The sequence below is a fragment of the Paenibacillus sp. AR247 genome, assembly GCF_002968895.1.
Taxonomy (GTDB): Bacteria; Bacillota; Bacilli; order Paenibacillales; family Paenibacillaceae; genus Paenibacillus_AQ; species Paenibacillus_AQ favisporus.
This window is the reverse complement of the sequence record NZ_PCZT01000009.1, coordinates 604,976-622,185: the sequence shown is the minus strand read 5'-3', so window position 1 is coordinate 622,185 and position 17,210 is coordinate 604,976. Positions and strand designations below refer to the sequence as shown.

Here is a 17,210-nt window from a genome sequence, read left to right as displayed (position 1 = left end):
ACAAAACAAATACGATGAAGCGTTAGCACTTTTCAAACGAGCTGTAGAAGAATCACGGGACGTTCAGTCCTTGACCAATCTTGCGTGGATCTATGTGCATGAAGAGGAAGATCACGAGGCAGCCTTGGCATTGCTCCATGAGGCCATTGCTTTAAAACCGGCATCTTATTTTCCATATAATTTGTTGGGTGAGGTTTATCTCGTCATGGAAAAATGGCAGGAAGCATCGGATATGCTGGTCCGATCCTTAGCGATTCAGCCTACGGAGGAAGCATACAATAACCTGGCGATCGCGAGGTATCATTTGGGAGATATTCAGAGCGCTGCCGACTATTTTCAGCGTAGTGCTCAGCCCTCTGAATATGCGATGTACAGCCACATTAAGTGCTTGATTGAACTGGGAAGAACGGAGGAAGCTAAAGCGAAACTGGACGCCTTTTCCGAAGAAGACGAAGAATTTGTCGGCCAGGTCGAAATGGCGGAATTGTATGTTGAATTGGACTGCTTTGAGCAGGCCGTTGAATGGTTTGAAAAAGGCAGGAAGTTATACTGGAAGACACCGGACTGGGTCGGCCGCTTTGTGTACGCTTTACTGAAAATCAATGAAGCAAGGCGCGCACATGAAATCCTTGATGAAGTCATTCAGCAAAAAGCTGAGGACATCCGCGACGCGGACAAAGAGGCGTTTGACGACGATTGGACGGAGGATGAAAAGGCCGAGTATATTCAGAAACTGGCTGAGGAACAGAAGGCGTATGAGGGGCTGCTCCAGCGTATTACGGGAGGCTATATTCCTCCTATGAAATACGATACTTCCTTGCGGTCCAGCTGTTACTTGTTCGGATGCGAGCGCCATCAACATCCCGAGTATCATGAATGAAATGAGAAATCAGGCTATAATGATGTGGACAAACTCCAAAATGAAAGGAAATGGGTCGCATGAACAACGTTACCAAAATGAAGATCGGCAAACCGGTCAGTGAAGTGTTTGAAGCTTTCGTTGATCCAGCTAAAATAGGGAATTTCTGGTTCACTTCAAGCTCTGAAAGATGGGAACAAGGCAAAACGATTGCATTAAGATACGACGAATACGATGCTCGGGGCGATATCAAGATCATGGAAATCAAAGAAAACCAAAAAATCGTGTTTCAATGGGGCGCCGATGGAGAAGGGCATGAAGTTACCATTACGATTGCTGAATCGGGGATTTCCGAAAGTATCGTCGAGGTGACGGAAGAAGGGTTTAACGAAAACGAGCAGGACTGGATACGTCAATTAGTGGATAATAAAGAAGGATGGGTCTATATGTTGACTTGTTTAAAAGGGTATTTGGAATATGGCGTTCAATTGAGAGCCTCCCTGATCAAATAGTTAGCTAAATGCTTGCATAGCCGCCGATATTGTTGAAATAGAAACAAAACCTCCATATAATAGGGTCATGCACCAACGGGCGGGAGGGCAGTCCATGAATAAACAAGAACAGGTCATGATGGATTTCAGGGACTTATTTAACAAGATGGTTTGGCTTAATAAATCCAAGATGGAAGACAGTCTTAAGGGGTATAAGCCTTCTGAAGTCCATTGCATCGAAGCCATCGGAAAAAATGACGATCCCAACGTAACCAAACTTGCGGGATCCCTTTATATGACGAGAGGTGCCCTAAGTAAACTAACGAAGAAGCTTATGGAAAAAGGTCTGATCGAAAGCTACCAGAAGCCGGATAACAAGAAAGAAATCTATTTTAGGCTTACGGAGCAAGGGAAGGTCATTTATAACATCCATGAGGAACTGCACCAAGAGTTTCAAGAGCGGGATCAAGCCGTGTTTGAGCAGGTAACCGAGGAGCAATTTGACGCTATGCTTCGCTTCATCCAAGCGTACAGCAGGCATTTGGATGCAGAAATTATGAAACAGGGTATTAGTATTCATTAAGTTGGAACAAATTCGCAGGCAGTCGGGCTCTATTGAGCATGGCTGCTTTTTTGTTATGAATATTTTGTTGACAAGGAAACAATGTTGCGTTATTGTTGACAAGGAAACAAACAACAACCTTCTGTGAGGTGATGAACATGGCAAAAATCAAAGCCAAGGAACCAGGATTATCCAAAGAAATGCTTATTGCCGCCTGGGCGATTGCCCTCGGAGCCATTGCCCCCATGCTGGACTCGACGATGGTGAACATCGCCATCGACCAGCTAACTAAGGATTTCAACACGACATTAGATATCGTTCAGTGGTCCGTTACTGGGTATGTTTTAGCCCTTGCAATCGCAGTTCCAGTATCCGGCTGGCTTATGAATACATGTAACGGGAAGAAAGTCTTTATCGGAGCAGTCATCGCTTTTGGTGTCGTTTCTGTGTTAGTAGGCGTAAGCTGGGATATTTCCAGCTTCATCTTTTTTCGTCTGCTTCAAGGATTCAGCGCGGGGATTATAACGACGCTCATGTCAACCCTATTGGTTAAAACAGCTGGTCCTGAAAATGTGGGGAAAGTGATGGCCATCGTCAGCACGCCTATGATTCTTGGACCAATCCTAGGGCCAGTTATCGGAGGCTTTATCGTTCAAGGCGCGTCTTGGCATTGGATATTCTTTATCAACGTGTTTATCGTTCTGATTGCTGCGCCGCTGATGATGAAAAAGATTCCCGACTTTGAACCGTTTGACAAAGACAGTAAACTTGATGTTTTTGGAATTATTGATTTGTCCTTCATGAGTGCGGCCCTAATATACGGCATTACGAAAGCAGCGGGCCATGCATCCTTTAACAATCGGGATACCATCTTGTGGGTGGGCATTGGTCTTGCCTTAGCCGTCATTTACTTCGTATATAATCGGAACCGAAAAAATCAAACCGTGCTTCCGTTGAATCTGTTTGCGCATAAGAGCTTCACTGCTGCGAGTATCGGTTTGTTTTTGGCGAATATTGCCGTCATGGGTCCGATGATCATCCTGCCGTTGTTCTTCCAAAACTTCCGGCATTTTACTGCCATTGAGGCAGCGCTTGCGTTAATTCCCCAAGGCGTCGGGATGCTCATTACCCGGCCGCTGATCGGAAAAATGATTGATCAGATCGGCGCGAAATACGTAGTTCTGGTCAGCCTTGTCATTTCGCTTATTGGTTCCATTCCGCTGATCTTTATCACCGATCATACAAGCATGATCTGGATTTCCATCGTCTTGTTCATCCGGGGTACCAGTTTTGGAGGAATTATGCTTCCGCTTACGAGTGATGCTTATACAGGATTGGACAGCAAACAACTTCCGCAAGCAGGTGTCGGGATCAATATGATTGAAAACCTGGGTTCAAGCTTTGGATCAGCGGTTATCGCAACCGTCGTAGCAGCGGCCCTCCAGGAAAGCAGCCAGCGATAGCGAACGGATTAAAGGGTTATCATACAGGATTCTTAGTATCCGCCGTTGTCCTTGCGGTAATCTGCATCCCAGGTCTTTTCCTTACCCATAAAAAAAGCGCATCATAACGATTCTTGCTTCACATTCAAAGGCGGATGCAGTTCATTTTTCTGCCATTCACACAGCTTCCATAAGGGACGGATGCCACCTGGCATTCGTTTTTTTGCGTGACAAGGGTTCCAGACGGCGGTTAGCGAATACAGGACAATCATCCGGCGTATATGCATCCAAAGAAAGACAACCGGAAGTATTTGGAGGAAGGTGGTGATCTGACCAGAACGATCGGAAACCGGAGGATTTACACAAGGATTTCCACAAGAACATGGCATGGATAAAGGGAGGAGAGCCCTATCAAACGGTGGAACGACTATTTGCTGAAAACAAAAATGTTTATCGCATTCTCGGCGGTATCCCTGTTTATCGTGACGTTGACCTGCCTGATGTTTGACTACAAAAATGTAAGCGATATCAAAAGCCAAACGTTCGCACTATCGGATACGATTACGAGGCAGTTCAGCAGGACGTTCGAGCTGTATGTTCAGGACATTGAAAAATTATCCGTGTCGATCATCGGGGATTCCATCATCCAGAACAGCCTGATCGATCATTACCATTCCGACGATCCTGTGGAGCAGAACGAAATCGAACTCACGATCAACAATCGGCTGTTCACGCATTTACAGTCGAGATCCCAATTGCAGAGCATTTACCTGTTTACTTTGGACCATAATGCTTATTTTGTATCGAAAGCCAGCGGGCCTAAAGTCAGTTTTCATCTGGAAGATGAATTCTGGTATCCCCGAACAGCCGAAATCATGACAAACAAGTTCATTTTACTGCCTGTCTCTGAGGAAAATACCGGAGGAGACCGTCGGGAGAAGGTCATCTCATTCGTGCGGAACATCAACCGCATCCCTTATCGGGACACCCTCGCGTATATGAAGATCAACATCAATGTGAACGTGATTAACGATATGCTCGTCATGTCCGATGCCAACGAATTTGAACGGAGCATGAGGGTTCTCATCGTTACGGACCATGGAGACATCGTTTACGACGACAAGGACGAACTGACCGGAAACACCCATTCGGGACTGGGCAAGTCCGCATTTCAGAAATCGCCTCACTCGGGGGAATTGACGTGGATGGGGCAGCGATACCTGTACACGGTCGAGCATTCGGATTATACCAAATGGAATACGGTCATTCTTACGCCGAAAGACTTTTTATTGTCCAAGCAGAAAAAGTCGCAATATATTCTCGCTCTTGCCGGGCTGCTCGCCACAGTCCTGATCGCCTTCGTGTCTTATCTTTTGTCTCACCAGATCACGATTCCGCTGCGTAACTTGATGAAGAAAATGACGCGGGTCGAGCAGGGCGATTTCAGTCAATACATGGCCGTTACAGGAAATCATGAAATCAGCAGGCTGAGCCGGATTTACAACAACATGCTGGACAGCATTTCCCGCTTGATCAGCGAAGTATACGAATCCAAATTGGCGGAGAAAAATGCCCAGTTATCGGCGCTGCAGGCGCAGATCAATCCTCATTTTTTGTACAACACCCTGAACATCATGAAGTCGATCAGCCGTGTCCGGGGCATCGAGGAGGTTGCCGAAATGTCGGAATCGCTCGCAGAGCTGTTCCAGTACAGCATGAAAAATTTGCAGCACCCGGTCCCCCTTCAAGAAGAACTGAACCATATCGAAAATTATATGAACATCCAGTATCACCGGTTCGGCAGCAGGTTCGAGCTTCACGTGTCCGTCCCTGAGCATTTGCTCCATGCATCGGTATTGAAATTAACGATACAGCCTCTGATCGAAAACGCCATCATCCATGGACTGGGTAACATGAAGTCCGGCGGAAGGATTGACCTTCGGGCGATGCAAAACGGCAGCTCGTTCGTCATCGAGGTGTCCGATAACGGCAAAGGCATGGACAAGGAGCAGCTGGAAGGGCTGCGGAGTGCACTCCAGCATGCTGCTCATTCGAGCCGCATTCAAGACCAGCCGTATGGGATCGGACTCAGCAATATCCGTGAACGGATTCGGTTGTACTATGGGGCTGAATACGGGATGGAGCTGGAGAGCGGCCAGGGCGGAGGGACGACCGTCCGGATCACCTTACCGTTTATGGATCACAACAACAGGAATAAGGAGGAGGCTTCGGATGAATATATTTCTGGTGGAGGATGAGCATTGGGCGCTTGCGGAGCTCGTCGAACTGTTCCGGATTTATGAAACGGAGCACCGCATTTTTGCATTCGGCAGCGGAGATGAAGCGTTGGCCGCGGCCTATGAGAACACGCCCGACTTGGTATTGACCGACATCACGATGCCGGGGATGAACGGGCTGGAATTGATCAAAGCGTTAATCGGTGTCCACCCAGACCTCAAAGCGATAGTGCTGAGCGTGCATGACCAGTTTACCTATGCCCAGCAGGGGATGAAAATGGGAGTCATCGACTATTTGCTGAAGCCTGTCCGCAAGGAGGTTTTATACGCGGCCATTGACCAAACGCTTCTTCATATTACAAACGATACGAAAAGAAAAACCGAACGTATGCATGCAGCCGTCACACAGATGCTTCTGTCTTCAGAGACCCCGGAGAATGAGTATACGGCATCCGTTACCGGGAGCCTGTATTTCGCAGCATTACTGCAAATAAATGGCCGTGCTTCGGAAGAGGGCGGGAAGGATACGGCGCTAGTCAGCGCACGATCAGCATTTCACAAGCGGCTGCAAGAACAAGACCTCTGCTGCATCGACGTTGGCGCCAAGCGGAAGGTTCTGCTTGCAGCCTTAGAGGATGAACATCTTATTGCATACTGTACGTCCTGCCTTCAAACGCTCTATCAACAATTGATCCATTCCGGGATTCAAGTGCACATGGGTTACGCCATCAAGAAGAAAGGGCAGTCCCTGCACTCCAGCTATACGGTTTTAAACAAAATGATCGAGGAGCAGAGGAAGTTCGGGATGTCCACATACGTAACGCCAGACACATGCACTGTAGAGGCTGAAATCGGCGAAATTTGGGACCGTGCCAGGCTGCTCCAAAATTTTATCGCACAGGGAGAAATCCAAAAGGGGAAAGATACGATTCAGAGTATAATTCATGAATTAAAGCATCATCAACTGACTTTGAAGCAGCTGACGCTGTTCATTAGTGATCTTTTCTATTCGCTCAAATATAACCTTCATGCTTCTTCTAACCGGGACACCCGAATCGCCGCGCTCCATGACGACATGCATGTACTTCACGAATTCACTACGTATGACGAATTGTCCGGCTGGCTCACCCGTAAAGTATTCGGGCTGTTCGTCGGGCAGACACCTTTAGATCAGAAACCCAAGGAACTTGTCCCCATTCTGTTAAATCATATCCATTCGAATTATCAGCATGATCTTTCACTTCAGCAGTTTGCCGCGGAACATCACATAAGCCTCGGTTATTTGTCACGCCTGTTTAAAACCCAGACGGGGTATACCTTCTCAGACTATTTGATTAGGCACCGGATCGAAGCAGCCAAAACGCTGTTGAGTGAGGGAGCCCGCATCACGGATGTCAGCAGACTTGTCGGCTATGAGGATCCAAAGCATTTCAGCCAAGTATTCAAAAGAATCGTCGGCGCCCCCCCTAAAACATACGCTCAAATGCAAAAAAGAAAATTCACCCCCTAAAAATGGGCAAAAGCACAGGTGTTCACCCATCCGTAATCCATCTAATCTTAACTTACGAGGGAACCCGGGCCCTTGATGCTGCATCGTTTCTCCCATCGAAAGCGCATTCAACCTTTGAGCAATCTGCAGGATCCAATGAAGGAATCAGTTAGGGAGGTTGTGTAAACATGAAGATGACGAAGAGCAAACCGCTTGCATTCGTTACCAGTATCGTGTTAATGATGACGCTGCTTGCAGGCTGCGGGGGAGGGGGCAAGGCCGCCGAAGGCGATACCGGAAATGCCGGTTCAACTTCGAAAAAGACGACGCTGACGTTGATGGTCGGCAACACAGGTACAACCCTGGAGGCGCTGAAAGCCGTAGCGGCAGAGGCTGAGAAAAAGCTGAATATCGCCATCGAATTCGATATTAAACCGGACGGCGGGGAAGGCGACAATCTGGTCAAGACGCGCCTGGCCACCGGCGATATGGATGATATGCTCGTATATAACACGGGATCGCTTTTTCTGGCACTGAATCCGGAAGAGCACTTTATGGACGTTACGAGCGAACCTTTTATGGCGAATGTGCTCGATTCCTTCAAGACGGTCGTCACATCCAACGGTAAAGTATACGGTGCTCCTGTGGGATCCACCAATGCAGGGGGCATTCTCTACAACAAAAAGGTTTACGCCGACCTTGGCTTATCCGTACCTAAAACATGGGATGAGTTCATGGCCAACAACGAAAAGATCAAAGCAGCCGGCAAAACCGCTGTGCTCGCTTCCTACAAGGATACTTGGACTTCACAGTTGTTTGTGCTAGCCGACTTCTATAACGTTCAGGCGCAGGTTCCGAATTTCGCGACGGATTACACGGCCAACAAGGTCAAGTATGCAACCACACCTGCGGCGCTCCGCGGCTTCGAAAAGATCGAAGAAGTGTACAAGAAGGGCTATATGAATAAAGATTTTCTGGCAACGACCTATGACGTGGCGCTGAAAATGCTGGCAACCGGCGAAGGCGTGCATTACCCGATGCTGTCCAGTGGACTCGATACGATCATGGCCAATACGCCGGACCAGATCGACGACATCGGATTTTTTGCCCAGCCGAGCGACAGCGCGGACATAAACGGGCTGACCATATGGATGCCGAGCGGCCTGTATATCAACAAAGACACCAAAAACGCCGACGCGGCAAAGAAATGGGTGGACTATTTTGTCTCTTCGGAAGGGCAGGCCGTGTTCGCTTCCAAGGTGAAAGCGGCGGGTCCATACGTGATCAAAGGCGCCACACTGCCGGACGATTCTTACGGTGCCGTAAAAGACATGCAGCATTATTTCGATGAAGGTCACACCGCACCGGCGCTTGAATTCGTCTCCCCGGTCAAAGGGCCGAATCTCGAAAACATCACGGTCGCCGTCGGCAGCGGCATCAGCACAGGCAAGAAAGGGGCCGAAGACTACGACAAGGACGTGGAGAAACAGGCGCAGCAGCTGAACCTTCCTGGCTGGTAACCGCCGAGAAAGGAGAACTTCATGACCAAAACCAAGATGAGAACGTATTCGTATTTCTTTTTACTGCCAGCCGGCATCATTTACTTCGTCTTTTATTTGCTCCCTACCATCCTATCGTTTTTCTTCAGCATGACGAGATGGACCTTAACAAAATGGACGTATATCGGCTTTGAGAATTATGCCACGTTTTTCTCCGAAACGTCGCTGAGCATCGGTTTCCGGAACACGCTTGTGTACGCCGTCGTGACCTGCGGGTTAAAAGTCGTGCTTGGTCTTCTGCTCGGTGCCTTCCTTACGTCAAGGATTCTGTTCAAAAACTATTTGCGTTCGGTTATCTTCTTTCCGACCTTGCTAAGTACGATCGCCGTGGGGATCGCATTCTCCACGATGATGCACCCTTCGCACGGGATGTTCAACACCGTCCTGGCCTCTCTGGGCATCACCGGTCCGGATTGGCTGGGCAATACGAAAATCGCATTATTGTCCGTTGCGATGGTCGATGTCTGGAAGGGCGTCGGCGTCGCGACGGTCATCTACATCGCAGGGATATCGGCGATTCCCCAGGAATATTACGAAGCCTTAAAGATTGACGGAGGGAACAACTATTCTGCTTTTCGGAACATCACGCTGCCGCTGAGCCGGCCGGCCATGAACTCCGTCATTATCCTCGCGTTCATCGGTGGCCTGCGCTCCTTCGATTTGATTTGGGCGATGACGAAGGGGGGACCCGGTTTTACGACCGACTTGATCGCCTCGATTATTTACAAGCAGTACCAGGCCGGTTTTTATGGGCTCGCTACGGCCGGTAACGTGATCTTGTTCATCGCCGTCTCGGTGCTGGCGTTTCCGCTCTATAAGTTCCTGACGAAAAGCGAGGTGAACTTATGAGCAAAGATATAAGCAGCAATCACATGATCAAGGGCATCAGCGGAAGCAGGAGCGAGCGCGCTGACGGCAGATTATCCAAACGGGTGAGGAAAATCACGATAGGTATCGTGGCACTCCTTCTGAGTACCTTGATCTTTTGGATTCCCTTTTACTTTGTCATCATCAACTCGCTTAAGAATCAGGCGGAGTCCGCGGATATGAGCATGGCTTGGCCAACCAGTTTTCATTTCCTGGACAATTATAAAGCCGTCCTGACTGCTTCGGATTATATGCTGATCCGCGCATTCATCAACAGTACCCTGCTCACCGTCCTGTCCATCAGCATCCTCGTTATTGTGGCGGCGATGGCCGGCTTCGTGCTGCAGCGCAGGGAAGGAGGGAGGACGTCCTCTTTCATTAATTTTCTTGTGCTGGCCGGGCTCATGATCCCGCCGGCCATCGTGCCGACGATCTGGGTGCTCGATTCCATCGGATTGTTTAAGACGCTGGCGGGAATCACGCTCATCGAAGTCGCGCTTCATTTTCCGTTTGCGGCGATTTTGTACAAAGCGTTCGTGGCAACGCTCCCCCGCGAAGTCGATGAGAGCGCCTTAATCGACGGATGCGGCGGCGGCCGGTTGTTTATGAGCATCATTTTTCCGCTATTGAAGCCGGTGACCTCGACTGTGATTGTGCTGACGTCCATCAATGTGTTTAACGACTTTGTCAATCCGCTTTACTTTTTCCCCGGCGCGGACAACGCCACGATCCAGCTGACGCTGTACAATTTCATGAGCCGGTTCACGACATCGTGGAACCTGCTGTTTGCGGATATCGTGCTGATCTCGATTCCGCCGCTCATTCTCTTTATTTTCTTTAACAAGAAGATCGTAGCGGGGATGACGGCAGGGGCGGTCAAAGGCTAGAAGAATGACCTGGCTAAATGCGCATAACAAATCGTCCGGATCGGTACGGTTTCTGTCCCGATCGACCATGAATCTGGAAATGACGGAGATTATGATGTTATTAGAAAACGGTTACAGATCATCTGCTTGTGGAACAACGAATCAATGACGGATGAAAGGGATGAGGTAATGGCGGTCAAAATCGGAATTGTCGGCATGAATGGAATCGGGAATAACCACGCCAATTGTTATAAGGACGACGAATTGGCGGATGTTGTAGCGGTATGCGACGTCGTTCGGGAACGGGCGGATGCCGCTGCGGAAAGACATGGCGTCAAAGCCTATTACAGCTTGAAGGACATGATCGAGAACGAGCCGGATTTGCAGGTCGTGGACATTACGACCGGAGGGATCGATAACGGAAGCTGGCATTTCGAACCGGCGATGGAAGCGATCGCTTACGGCAAGCATGTGCTCGTCGAAAAGCCGCTGTGCAATGATGTCCGCGAAGGCCGCGAACTCGTTGCGTTCGCGGAGAAGCAGAAGGTGTATCTCGGATGCAACCTGAATCATTATTTCACCGCTCCTGCCGAGAAGGCAAAGGCTTACATGGACGGCGGAGAAATCGGCGAGCTTGTGTATTGTCTTGCCAAGATGGGCTTCAACGGCGGCGAAGCGAATTATGCGCCCGCCGGCTCAGCGAAAATCAGTGGGCATCCGTATTTTCACATGCGGGCATTTCTAACGCATCCGTTCAGTGTGATGCGGCATTTCTGCGGAGATATCACCCACATCCAAACGTTCTCGGACCGGCCGGGGTTCCGCCGCAGCGCCGGTGACGTGATGGTGTCCATCAACAGCATTCATGTCAAATTTGCGAACGGCGGCGTAGGATACCTGCTTAGCCAGCGGGGCGATGCGGTGTATGGTCTCGGCGGCTGGTGGAGCTTGGAGGTGGCTGGATCCAAGGGAACGTTCTGCATCGAAAATTGCGTCGAGAAGGTTTCGTTCTGGAAGGCAGAGAAGGGCATCGCCGCGATCAGCGTTCAACCGGAACCGGTTGTCACCGATTTCGGCACAAACGATTTTAACCGGACGTTCAACAACCGGCTGCACGCCTTCCTGGAGGATGTAGAGAACAAGGTGTCTCAGGACCAGCTGCGCGCCAGCGGCCGCGATGCGCTGGCCGTATTGGAATACGTACATGCGGTTCAGGAGTCCTACGAGCTCGGCGGTGAAGTCGTTCGGCCGCATCCGCTGCCGCCACTGCATGGTGATCCGCTGTACTTGAAGTAAGAAATCTGGATTATATCCATGATTCGAATATTCGAAGAACAAGGAGGAAAACCCGAGATGATCAAGTTAGGGGTCAATTCCGTATTATTCAAGCATTTCAGCTTTGCGGAAGCGGCAAAGCAAATCGCACTCTGCGGTTACGACGGAGTCGAGATTGCCGCCATCCAGGGGATGTGCGAGCACCTGGACCTTAGCCGCTGGAAAGAGCAGAAGAACGAGCTGCTCGAAATCGTACAAGAGAACGGCCTGTCCCTTCTTTCGACGGAAGTGGCATCGCTCGATGAGCAGCGACTGCTTCCTTAAATGTCCTTTAGGAGGAATGCGAGCGGCGTGACGTGAAGGGCCTGTATGCCAAAGCAAGGCGGGGAGAAGTGAAGCATTTCACCGGAATATCCGACCCTTACGACATCCCATCCGATCCCGACATCACGATTTGCACATCATCCCATTCGCTTCAGCACAACAGCGATCAGATTCTATCCTGGCTGAATCGCAGGGCACCGCTAAAAAAGGCAGCTCCTTAGGAGGACTAAGACGGATGAAAATCATTATGATTTCATTGGATACGCTTCGCGCTTTCCGGTTAAGCGGGTATGGTTACACCAAGCCGACGAGTCCGCATATGGACCGGATCGCCGCCCAGGGCGTTCTCTTCGAACGGGCGTTCGCCGCCGATATTCCGACGGAAGTGGCGCATACTGGGATCTTCACGGGCAAAATCGGACTCACAACAGGCGTTGTATCGCATGGCTCCGAGCTGGCTCACCTGCCGAAGTCGGTGCCATGGCTGCCGACGATGCTGAGAAGCGCCGGATTCACTACCTCGGCGGTAGACAATTTGTATCAATTGAAGGAATGGTTCGCCAGAGGTTACCGCTATTACACGAACAGCGTCGGCGGCAACCGCTGGATTGACGGCATGACCGTCAACGAGCTGGCAATTCCGTGGATTGAGGCGCATCGGGAGGAGAACTTTTTTCTGTTCCTCCATTATTGGGATGCTCACACGCCTTACCTGCCGCCGGCAGACTATGTTCCCGAATTTTACGACAGCGGCCGTGATCCCTATGATCCGGCCAACCGCAGCATGGAGCGGGCGTATAATCACCCGGCATATCCGTTTTTCAAACACCACCACTACGATCTGGTCGGCCCGGTAACGGACAGTGCTTATTATGATGCGCTCTATGACGCCGAAATCCGGTATTTGGACGACCGATTGAAGGAGCTGGACGACCATCTGGCAAAACTGGGAATTGCCGAGGATACCCTGCTGATTCTTTTCGGGGATCATGGAGAAAGCCTGACGGAGCACGATATATATTGGGACCACTGCGGACTGTATGAACCGACCGTCCACGTTCCACTCATCATGCGTTGGCCGGGCAGAATTCCATCTGGAAAGAGAGTTCATGGGCTGGTTCAGCAGGTAGACTTGCTGCCGACCGTCCTGGAGTCCATCCGTCAAGAGCACCCTTCACATATTAACCTTGCTCCACTAACAGATCCTATTGGGTTGGACGGCAAAAGTTTATGGCCGGCGATTCGAGGAGAGGCCGAGGGAACGGCGGAGAAAGTATTCTTGAGCGAATGCGCCTGGCAGGCAGCCAGAGCCATCCGGACACCGAGATACAAGTTCATTCGTACGTACGATGCAGGGCCGTTCACCCGTCCGCCAAGGGAACTGTATGATCTGATCGCCGACCCCGGGGAGAACGACAATCTGGCGGATCAGCTTCCGGAGCTCGCCAACCAATTCGAACAGGAGATCTGCGATTGGGTCAGCAGCAAGCTCGGCGGCCGCGAGGACCCGATGATGCGGCAGCTCGCTGAGGCGGGACTGCCGTTCCGGAGACGGATCGAGCAAATTCTGTCCGCTTCCGGCATGAGCTGGGACGAATGGCAGCGGGATCCGCGGCGGGAGCGGTTTGATCAGGCAGCTTCGTCCTGCCATTAATGGCGAACGGTCAGAAGGAGGTGCTACTGTGTGCAGGAAATTCTCAATAGCCGGGGCTTCATGAAGGAAGAATTTCCGTTCTGGATCACACGGACCGAGCAGGGATCGCTTGCCGAGCATGGGCATGAATTCGTCGAGCTCGTCTATATTGTGAAGGGAAGAGGAAGTCATATCTTTCAAGGAACGCGTTATGACATCCGGGCAGGGGACGTGTTCATCATCAATCCGGGCGAGACACATGCCTATGACGTGGAGCAAGGCGAGAAGATGGAAATCATCAACTGTCTGTTCATGCCGTCTTTCATTTCGGATGCCCTGCTCAGGGAGCTGGAGATTACCACTTCGATGGATTACTTCTATGTGCATCCTTTCCTGAAGCATGACGTCCGTTTCAATCATCATTTAAACCTGCTCGGACAGGAAGCGGCTTCCGTCCTTACGCTGCTTGACAGCATGATCCGGGAAATCGGAGCGCGAGTCTTTGGGCATACGACGGTGATCAAGCTTCAGCTGGTGGAACTGCTGGTGCTCCTCTCTCGATATTACGCGCTAATGCACAGCCGTAAAAGCTATGCTTCGCCGCGCCAGCTGGACCGGGTGATGACAGCCCGCCGGATCTACGGTTATTTAGAGCGCAGCTTCGATAAAAAAATTACGCTCCAATCCCTTTCCGGTTTATTTAACGTCAGCACCCGCCAGCTTAACCGCATCATGAGGGAAGAATTTCACAAGAGCGTATTCGACGTCCTCCATGAAATCCGGATTGAACGGGCCAAGCGGATGCTGGCCGAATCGGACGAGAAGGTGATTGCCGTGGCCGCCAGCGTCGGCTATGACGATCCGTCGTTCTTCAGCAGGCTCTTCGTGCGGCATGCCGGCTGCTCACCGAGCGAGTTCAGGAGCGGTGCACATGCGTAATCAGCGTCCCAATGTACTGCTGATCACAGCGGACCAGCTTCGCTACGACTGCGTGGGCTATAGTGGTAAGCATCCGGTCCGCACGCCGAATTTGGACCGGCTCGCTGCAGGCGGCGCGGCGTTCTCGCATGCGTACTCCGTGCTGCCGGTCTGCTGCCCGGCGCGGCAGTCCCTGCTTCATGGCAGCCGGCCGGAAACGTTTGGCGCCTTGTGGAACTACAGCGGGGCGCTTCCTGTTGCAACGCTGCCTCCTGACGCCTACACCTGGGCGAGGACGCTTGCAGAGAACGGGTATACTTGTGCCTACCTGGGTAAATGGGGTGTGAATCCCGATTACGATGCAACGGCCTACGGCTATCATTCGTATCTCGGTGAAGCGGAGTACGACGAATTTGCCAAGAATAAGTACCCGGACGTGCATTTTACAAACGGATACTTTGGCGAGAGTAATCCCATTCCGCTGGAAGACGCAAAGACGCATTGGTTTTCAGACCGTGCAGCCGAGGAACTGGAACGCCTTCAATCCAGCGGGAAGCCTTGGCACATGGCGCTGCATTTCTCCGAACCGCACCTACCGTGTAGGCCGTCCGCGCCGTTTGCCGACATGTACGACCCTGCAGGCGTGCCGGAATGGGAAGGATTCAGAGATACACTGACGGGCAAGCCGTACATCCAGCGGCAGCAGCAGCTGAGCTGGGGCGTGGAGCATTATACATGGGATGACTGGGCGCCTATTGTTGCCCGGTACTACGGATTGATCAGTCAGCTTGACGATGCCATCGGCAAGGTGCTGGATGTGCTGGAACGCACAGGGGCCGCAGAGAATACGATGGTCATCTTCACTGCCGACCATGGCGACATGTGCGGCTCGCACGGCATGATGGATAAGCATTATATTTTATATGAAGACGTCGTTCGGGTGCCGCTCATCATTCGCTGGTCCGGCGTTCGGCATCCCGGGCAGACCTGCGATGATTTCGNGTATAATTTCTGGATCTGCCTCCGACGTTACTGTCCATCCTGGGACTTGAGTTATGTAACCCCGGCCATCTGCAGGGGAAATCGCTGCTTCCGCTGCTTACCGGCGAGGGACTGACTGAACCGTGGCGGGACGCAGTTGTATCCACATACAACGGTCAGCAGTTCGGACTGTATACGCAGCGTATGATCCGGACCAGGCAGTGGAAATACATCTGGAATCCAACGGATATCGACGAATTGTATCAGCTGCAATCTGATCCCGGCGAGCTGAATAATGTCGTCAGCGAAGCGGAGCATGCCGGCATCCTGCAAGAACTTCGCGCTCGGCTGTATCATCAGCTAAAGGCGGACGGGGATGCGCTCGTCTCGAACCAGTGGATGCAGAGGCAGCTGCTGGGCGGCGCCAAGCTGAACGATAGCCAGCGGACGACCGGATCGCTTAAAGGGTAGTTTTTTTTCCATCCTCCCAATGAAAAGACCTGTACGGCTCAGGTCGGTCATTCGGGAGCTTTTTTCGTTCCCCAAATAAATTCCGGCGCCCGTTTAAGCTTGCCCATTCAACAACTCCTCTGGAATAGCCGGCCGGATATTATTCATCGCACGCTCTTTGGCCTCATCTAAAACGTGGGTGTAGATCTGGGTCGTGGAAATATCCTCATGGCCAAGCAGCTCTTGAACCGTCCGCAGGTCGGCTCCGTTGTGCAGCAGATCCGTAGCGAAGGAGTGTCTCAGCTTATGGGCGGACAGCGTTCTTCCCGATAAATGCGGATACTTTTCGAACAGGGCTTGAAAGGTCTTTTCCGCGATACTTTGAACCATTCGTTTGCTGATACGGCGCCGGAATTGGGAAATAAAAAAGGCCGTTTCCTTGGGATTCCGGGGAGAGATCCGCTCGCTCAGACATGTTTGCAGTAAGTTGGTCATTTCGGCAGGGAGGGGGATGTAGCGCCATTTCCCGCCTTTTCCGAGTACACCGATGTTGTTCCCTTCCTGATCGAAGTCCGAAATGTTAAACTTCACGATCTCACTGACACGAAGTCCCGCATAGGCCATCAGAGCGACGATCGAAACATCCCGAATCATATATCTTCCTTCAACCAGTCCCAGGCATGCATCGAGAAATTGCTTTTGAAGATACACGGGCTGTTTTTTCTTCTCGACCTTTGCTTTTTCAATATTCATGGCCGGATTATGGTCGGTTAGCTTGAATCGAATCATGACTTTATAAAAGAGGCGGATGGCTGACTGGCACCGGTTGCGGTACCGGGCGCCGGCGCCGCTCTCCCGCACACGGGTCAGGAATACATCACATCAATCTCTGTAACTTCCGAAACGGCTTTGCCGTCCAGCGACGTCAAAAAATGCTTGAGATCATGAAAGTAAGCATTCTGCGTTTCTTGCGAATATTCACGATCCTTCATATAGGAAACAAACAGCTTCGTTTCGCGTTCATATTGCTCAAAAACTTCCGTATATTTCATCGGCTTGGCACCCACCTGATCGATTTAAAGATAAATTGCATTAAATATAGATTTAATGCAATTTTAGTATAACAAAAAACGCTGTTAGTTAGGGCGCTTTTGCCACAAATAAACGGGGGACCGGATTTTAGGCCGATTAAGGGTCTGTCGTACCCTTTACAACCATTTTCTTGCCCAATGAAGCTGAAGGATCACCAGGTGATGA

Annotated in this window: 17 protein-coding genes and 1 pseudogene; 16 read left to right on the top strand and 2 right to left on the bottom strand. The window is 50.9% G+C overall.

From position 1 onward, the window contains the following. The 16 genes and pseudogenes from CPT76_RS10910 to CPT76_RS10835 form a co-directional block, all read left to right on the top strand. Nucleotides 1-880, top strand: an 880-nt coding sequence (locus tag CPT76_RS10910; protein ID WP_105444042.1) for a tetratricopeptide repeat protein, incomplete at its 5' end; no start/stop codon positions are given. Nucleotides 881-939: 59 nt separating this feature from the next. Continuing rightward, nucleotides 940-1,371, top strand: a complete 432-nt coding sequence (locus CPT76_RS10905) for an SRPBCC family protein (RefSeq protein WP_105442936.1) — start codon at nt 940-942, stop codon at nt 1,369-1,371. A 94-nt stretch (nt 1,372-1,465) separates the two neighbouring features. Then, entirely contained in the window at nt 1,466-1,933 is a 468-nt protein-coding gene (locus CPT76_RS10900) for a MarR family transcriptional regulator (protein ID WP_105442935.1), read from the top strand. 137 nt (nt 1,934-2,070) lie between these two features. Next, nucleotides 2,071-3,482: pseudogene (locus CPT76_RS10895) on the top strand (DHA2 family efflux MFS transporter permease subunit). A 303-nt stretch (nt 3,483-3,785) separates the two neighbouring features. Beyond that, on the top strand, nt 3,786-5,612 hold the full coding sequence (locus tag CPT76_RS10890; protein ID WP_105442934.1) for a sensor histidine kinase: 1,827 nt from the start codon (nt 3,786-3,788) through the stop codon (nt 5,610-5,612). Then, nucleotides 5,587-7,101 carry a response regulator transcription factor gene (locus CPT76_RS10885; protein WP_181152788.1) on the top strand — a complete coding sequence of 505 codons (1,515 nt, stop codon included), beginning with the start codon at nt 5,587-5,589 and terminating at the stop codon, nt 7,099-7,101. The genes CPT76_RS10890 and CPT76_RS10885 overlap by 26 nt, the downstream gene beginning before the upstream one ends. A 167-nt stretch (nt 7,102-7,268) precedes the next feature. Further along, the gene (locus CPT76_RS10880) at nt 7,269-8,600 is read left to right on the top strand and encodes an ABC transporter substrate-binding protein (protein WP_105442932.1); all 1,332 of its coding nucleotides are present in this window, start codon (nt 7,269-7,271) and stop codon (nt 8,598-8,600) included. A gap of 21 nt (nt 8,601-8,621) precedes the next feature. Beyond that, nucleotides 8,622-9,488, top strand: a complete 867-nt coding sequence (locus tag CPT76_RS10875) for a carbohydrate ABC transporter permease (protein ID WP_105442931.1) — start codon at nt 8,622-8,624, stop codon at nt 9,486-9,488. Between the two features lie 23 nt (nt 9,489-9,511). Beyond that, on the top strand, nt 9,512-10,393 hold the full coding sequence (locus CPT76_RS10870) for a carbohydrate ABC transporter permease (RefSeq protein ID WP_105444041.1): 882 nt from the start codon (nt 9,512-9,514) through the stop codon (nt 10,391-10,393). Between the two features lie 144 nt (nt 10,394-10,537). Continuing rightward, a complete protein-coding gene (locus CPT76_RS10865) occupies nt 10,538-11,668 on the top strand; it encodes a Gfo/Idh/MocA family protein (RefSeq protein WP_105442930.1) in 1,131 nt (376 codons plus the stop codon). Between the two features lie 57 nt (nt 11,669-11,725). After that, nucleotides 11,726-11,971 (top strand): hypothetical protein, encoded by a 246-nt coding sequence (locus tag CPT76_RS10860; protein ID WP_105442929.1) that lies wholly within the window; start codon nt 11,726-11,728, stop codon nt 11,969-11,971. A gap of 32 nt (nt 11,972-12,003) precedes the next feature. After that, nucleotides 12,004-12,192, top strand: coding sequence for an adenylyl-sulfate kinase (locus tag CPT76_RS10855; protein ID WP_105442928.1), 189 nt, complete (start codon nt 12,004-12,006; stop codon nt 12,190-12,192). 14 nt (nt 12,193-12,206) lie between these two features. Further along, the gene (locus CPT76_RS10850) at nt 12,207-13,625 is read left to right on the top strand and encodes a sulfatase family protein (RefSeq protein ID WP_105442927.1); all 1,419 of its coding nucleotides are present in this window, start codon (nt 12,207-12,209) and stop codon (nt 13,623-13,625) included. Nucleotides 13,626-13,655: 30 nt separating this feature from the next. Next, nucleotides 13,656-14,543 (top strand): AraC family transcriptional regulator, encoded by an 888-nt coding sequence (locus tag CPT76_RS10845; RefSeq protein ID WP_105442926.1) that lies wholly within the window; start codon nt 13,656-13,658, stop codon nt 14,541-14,543. Continuing rightward, nucleotides 14,458-15,639: a sulfatase-like hydrolase/transferase gene (locus CPT76_RS10840; protein WP_105442925.1), complete on the top strand. Its 1,182-nt coding sequence runs from the start codon at nt 14,458-14,460 to the stop codon at nt 15,637-15,639. The genes CPT76_RS10845 and CPT76_RS10840 overlap by 86 nt, the downstream gene beginning before the upstream one ends. Continuing rightward, nucleotides 15,534-15,974: a sulfatase/phosphatase domain-containing protein gene (locus tag CPT76_RS10835; protein WP_105442924.1), complete on the top strand. Its 441-nt coding sequence runs from the start codon at nt 15,534-15,536 to the stop codon at nt 15,972-15,974. Before CPT76_RS10840 ends, CPT76_RS10835 begins: the two co-directional genes overlap by 106 nt. Nucleotides 15,975-16,067: 93 nt before the next feature. Here CPT76_RS10835 and CPT76_RS39420 read toward each other — a convergent pair whose 3' ends face one another. Continuing rightward, nucleotides 16,068-16,607, bottom strand: a complete 540-nt coding sequence (locus CPT76_RS39420; RefSeq protein ID WP_258168292.1) for a tyrosine-type recombinase/integrase — start codon at nt 16,605-16,607, stop codon at nt 16,068-16,070. 212 nt (nt 16,608-16,819) lie between these two features. Next, nucleotides 16,820-17,005, bottom strand: a complete 186-nt coding sequence (locus CPT76_RS39415) for a site-specific integrase (protein ID WP_258168291.1) — start codon at nt 17,003-17,005, stop codon at nt 16,820-16,822. Nucleotides 17,006-17,210 lie beyond the last annotated feature (205 nt).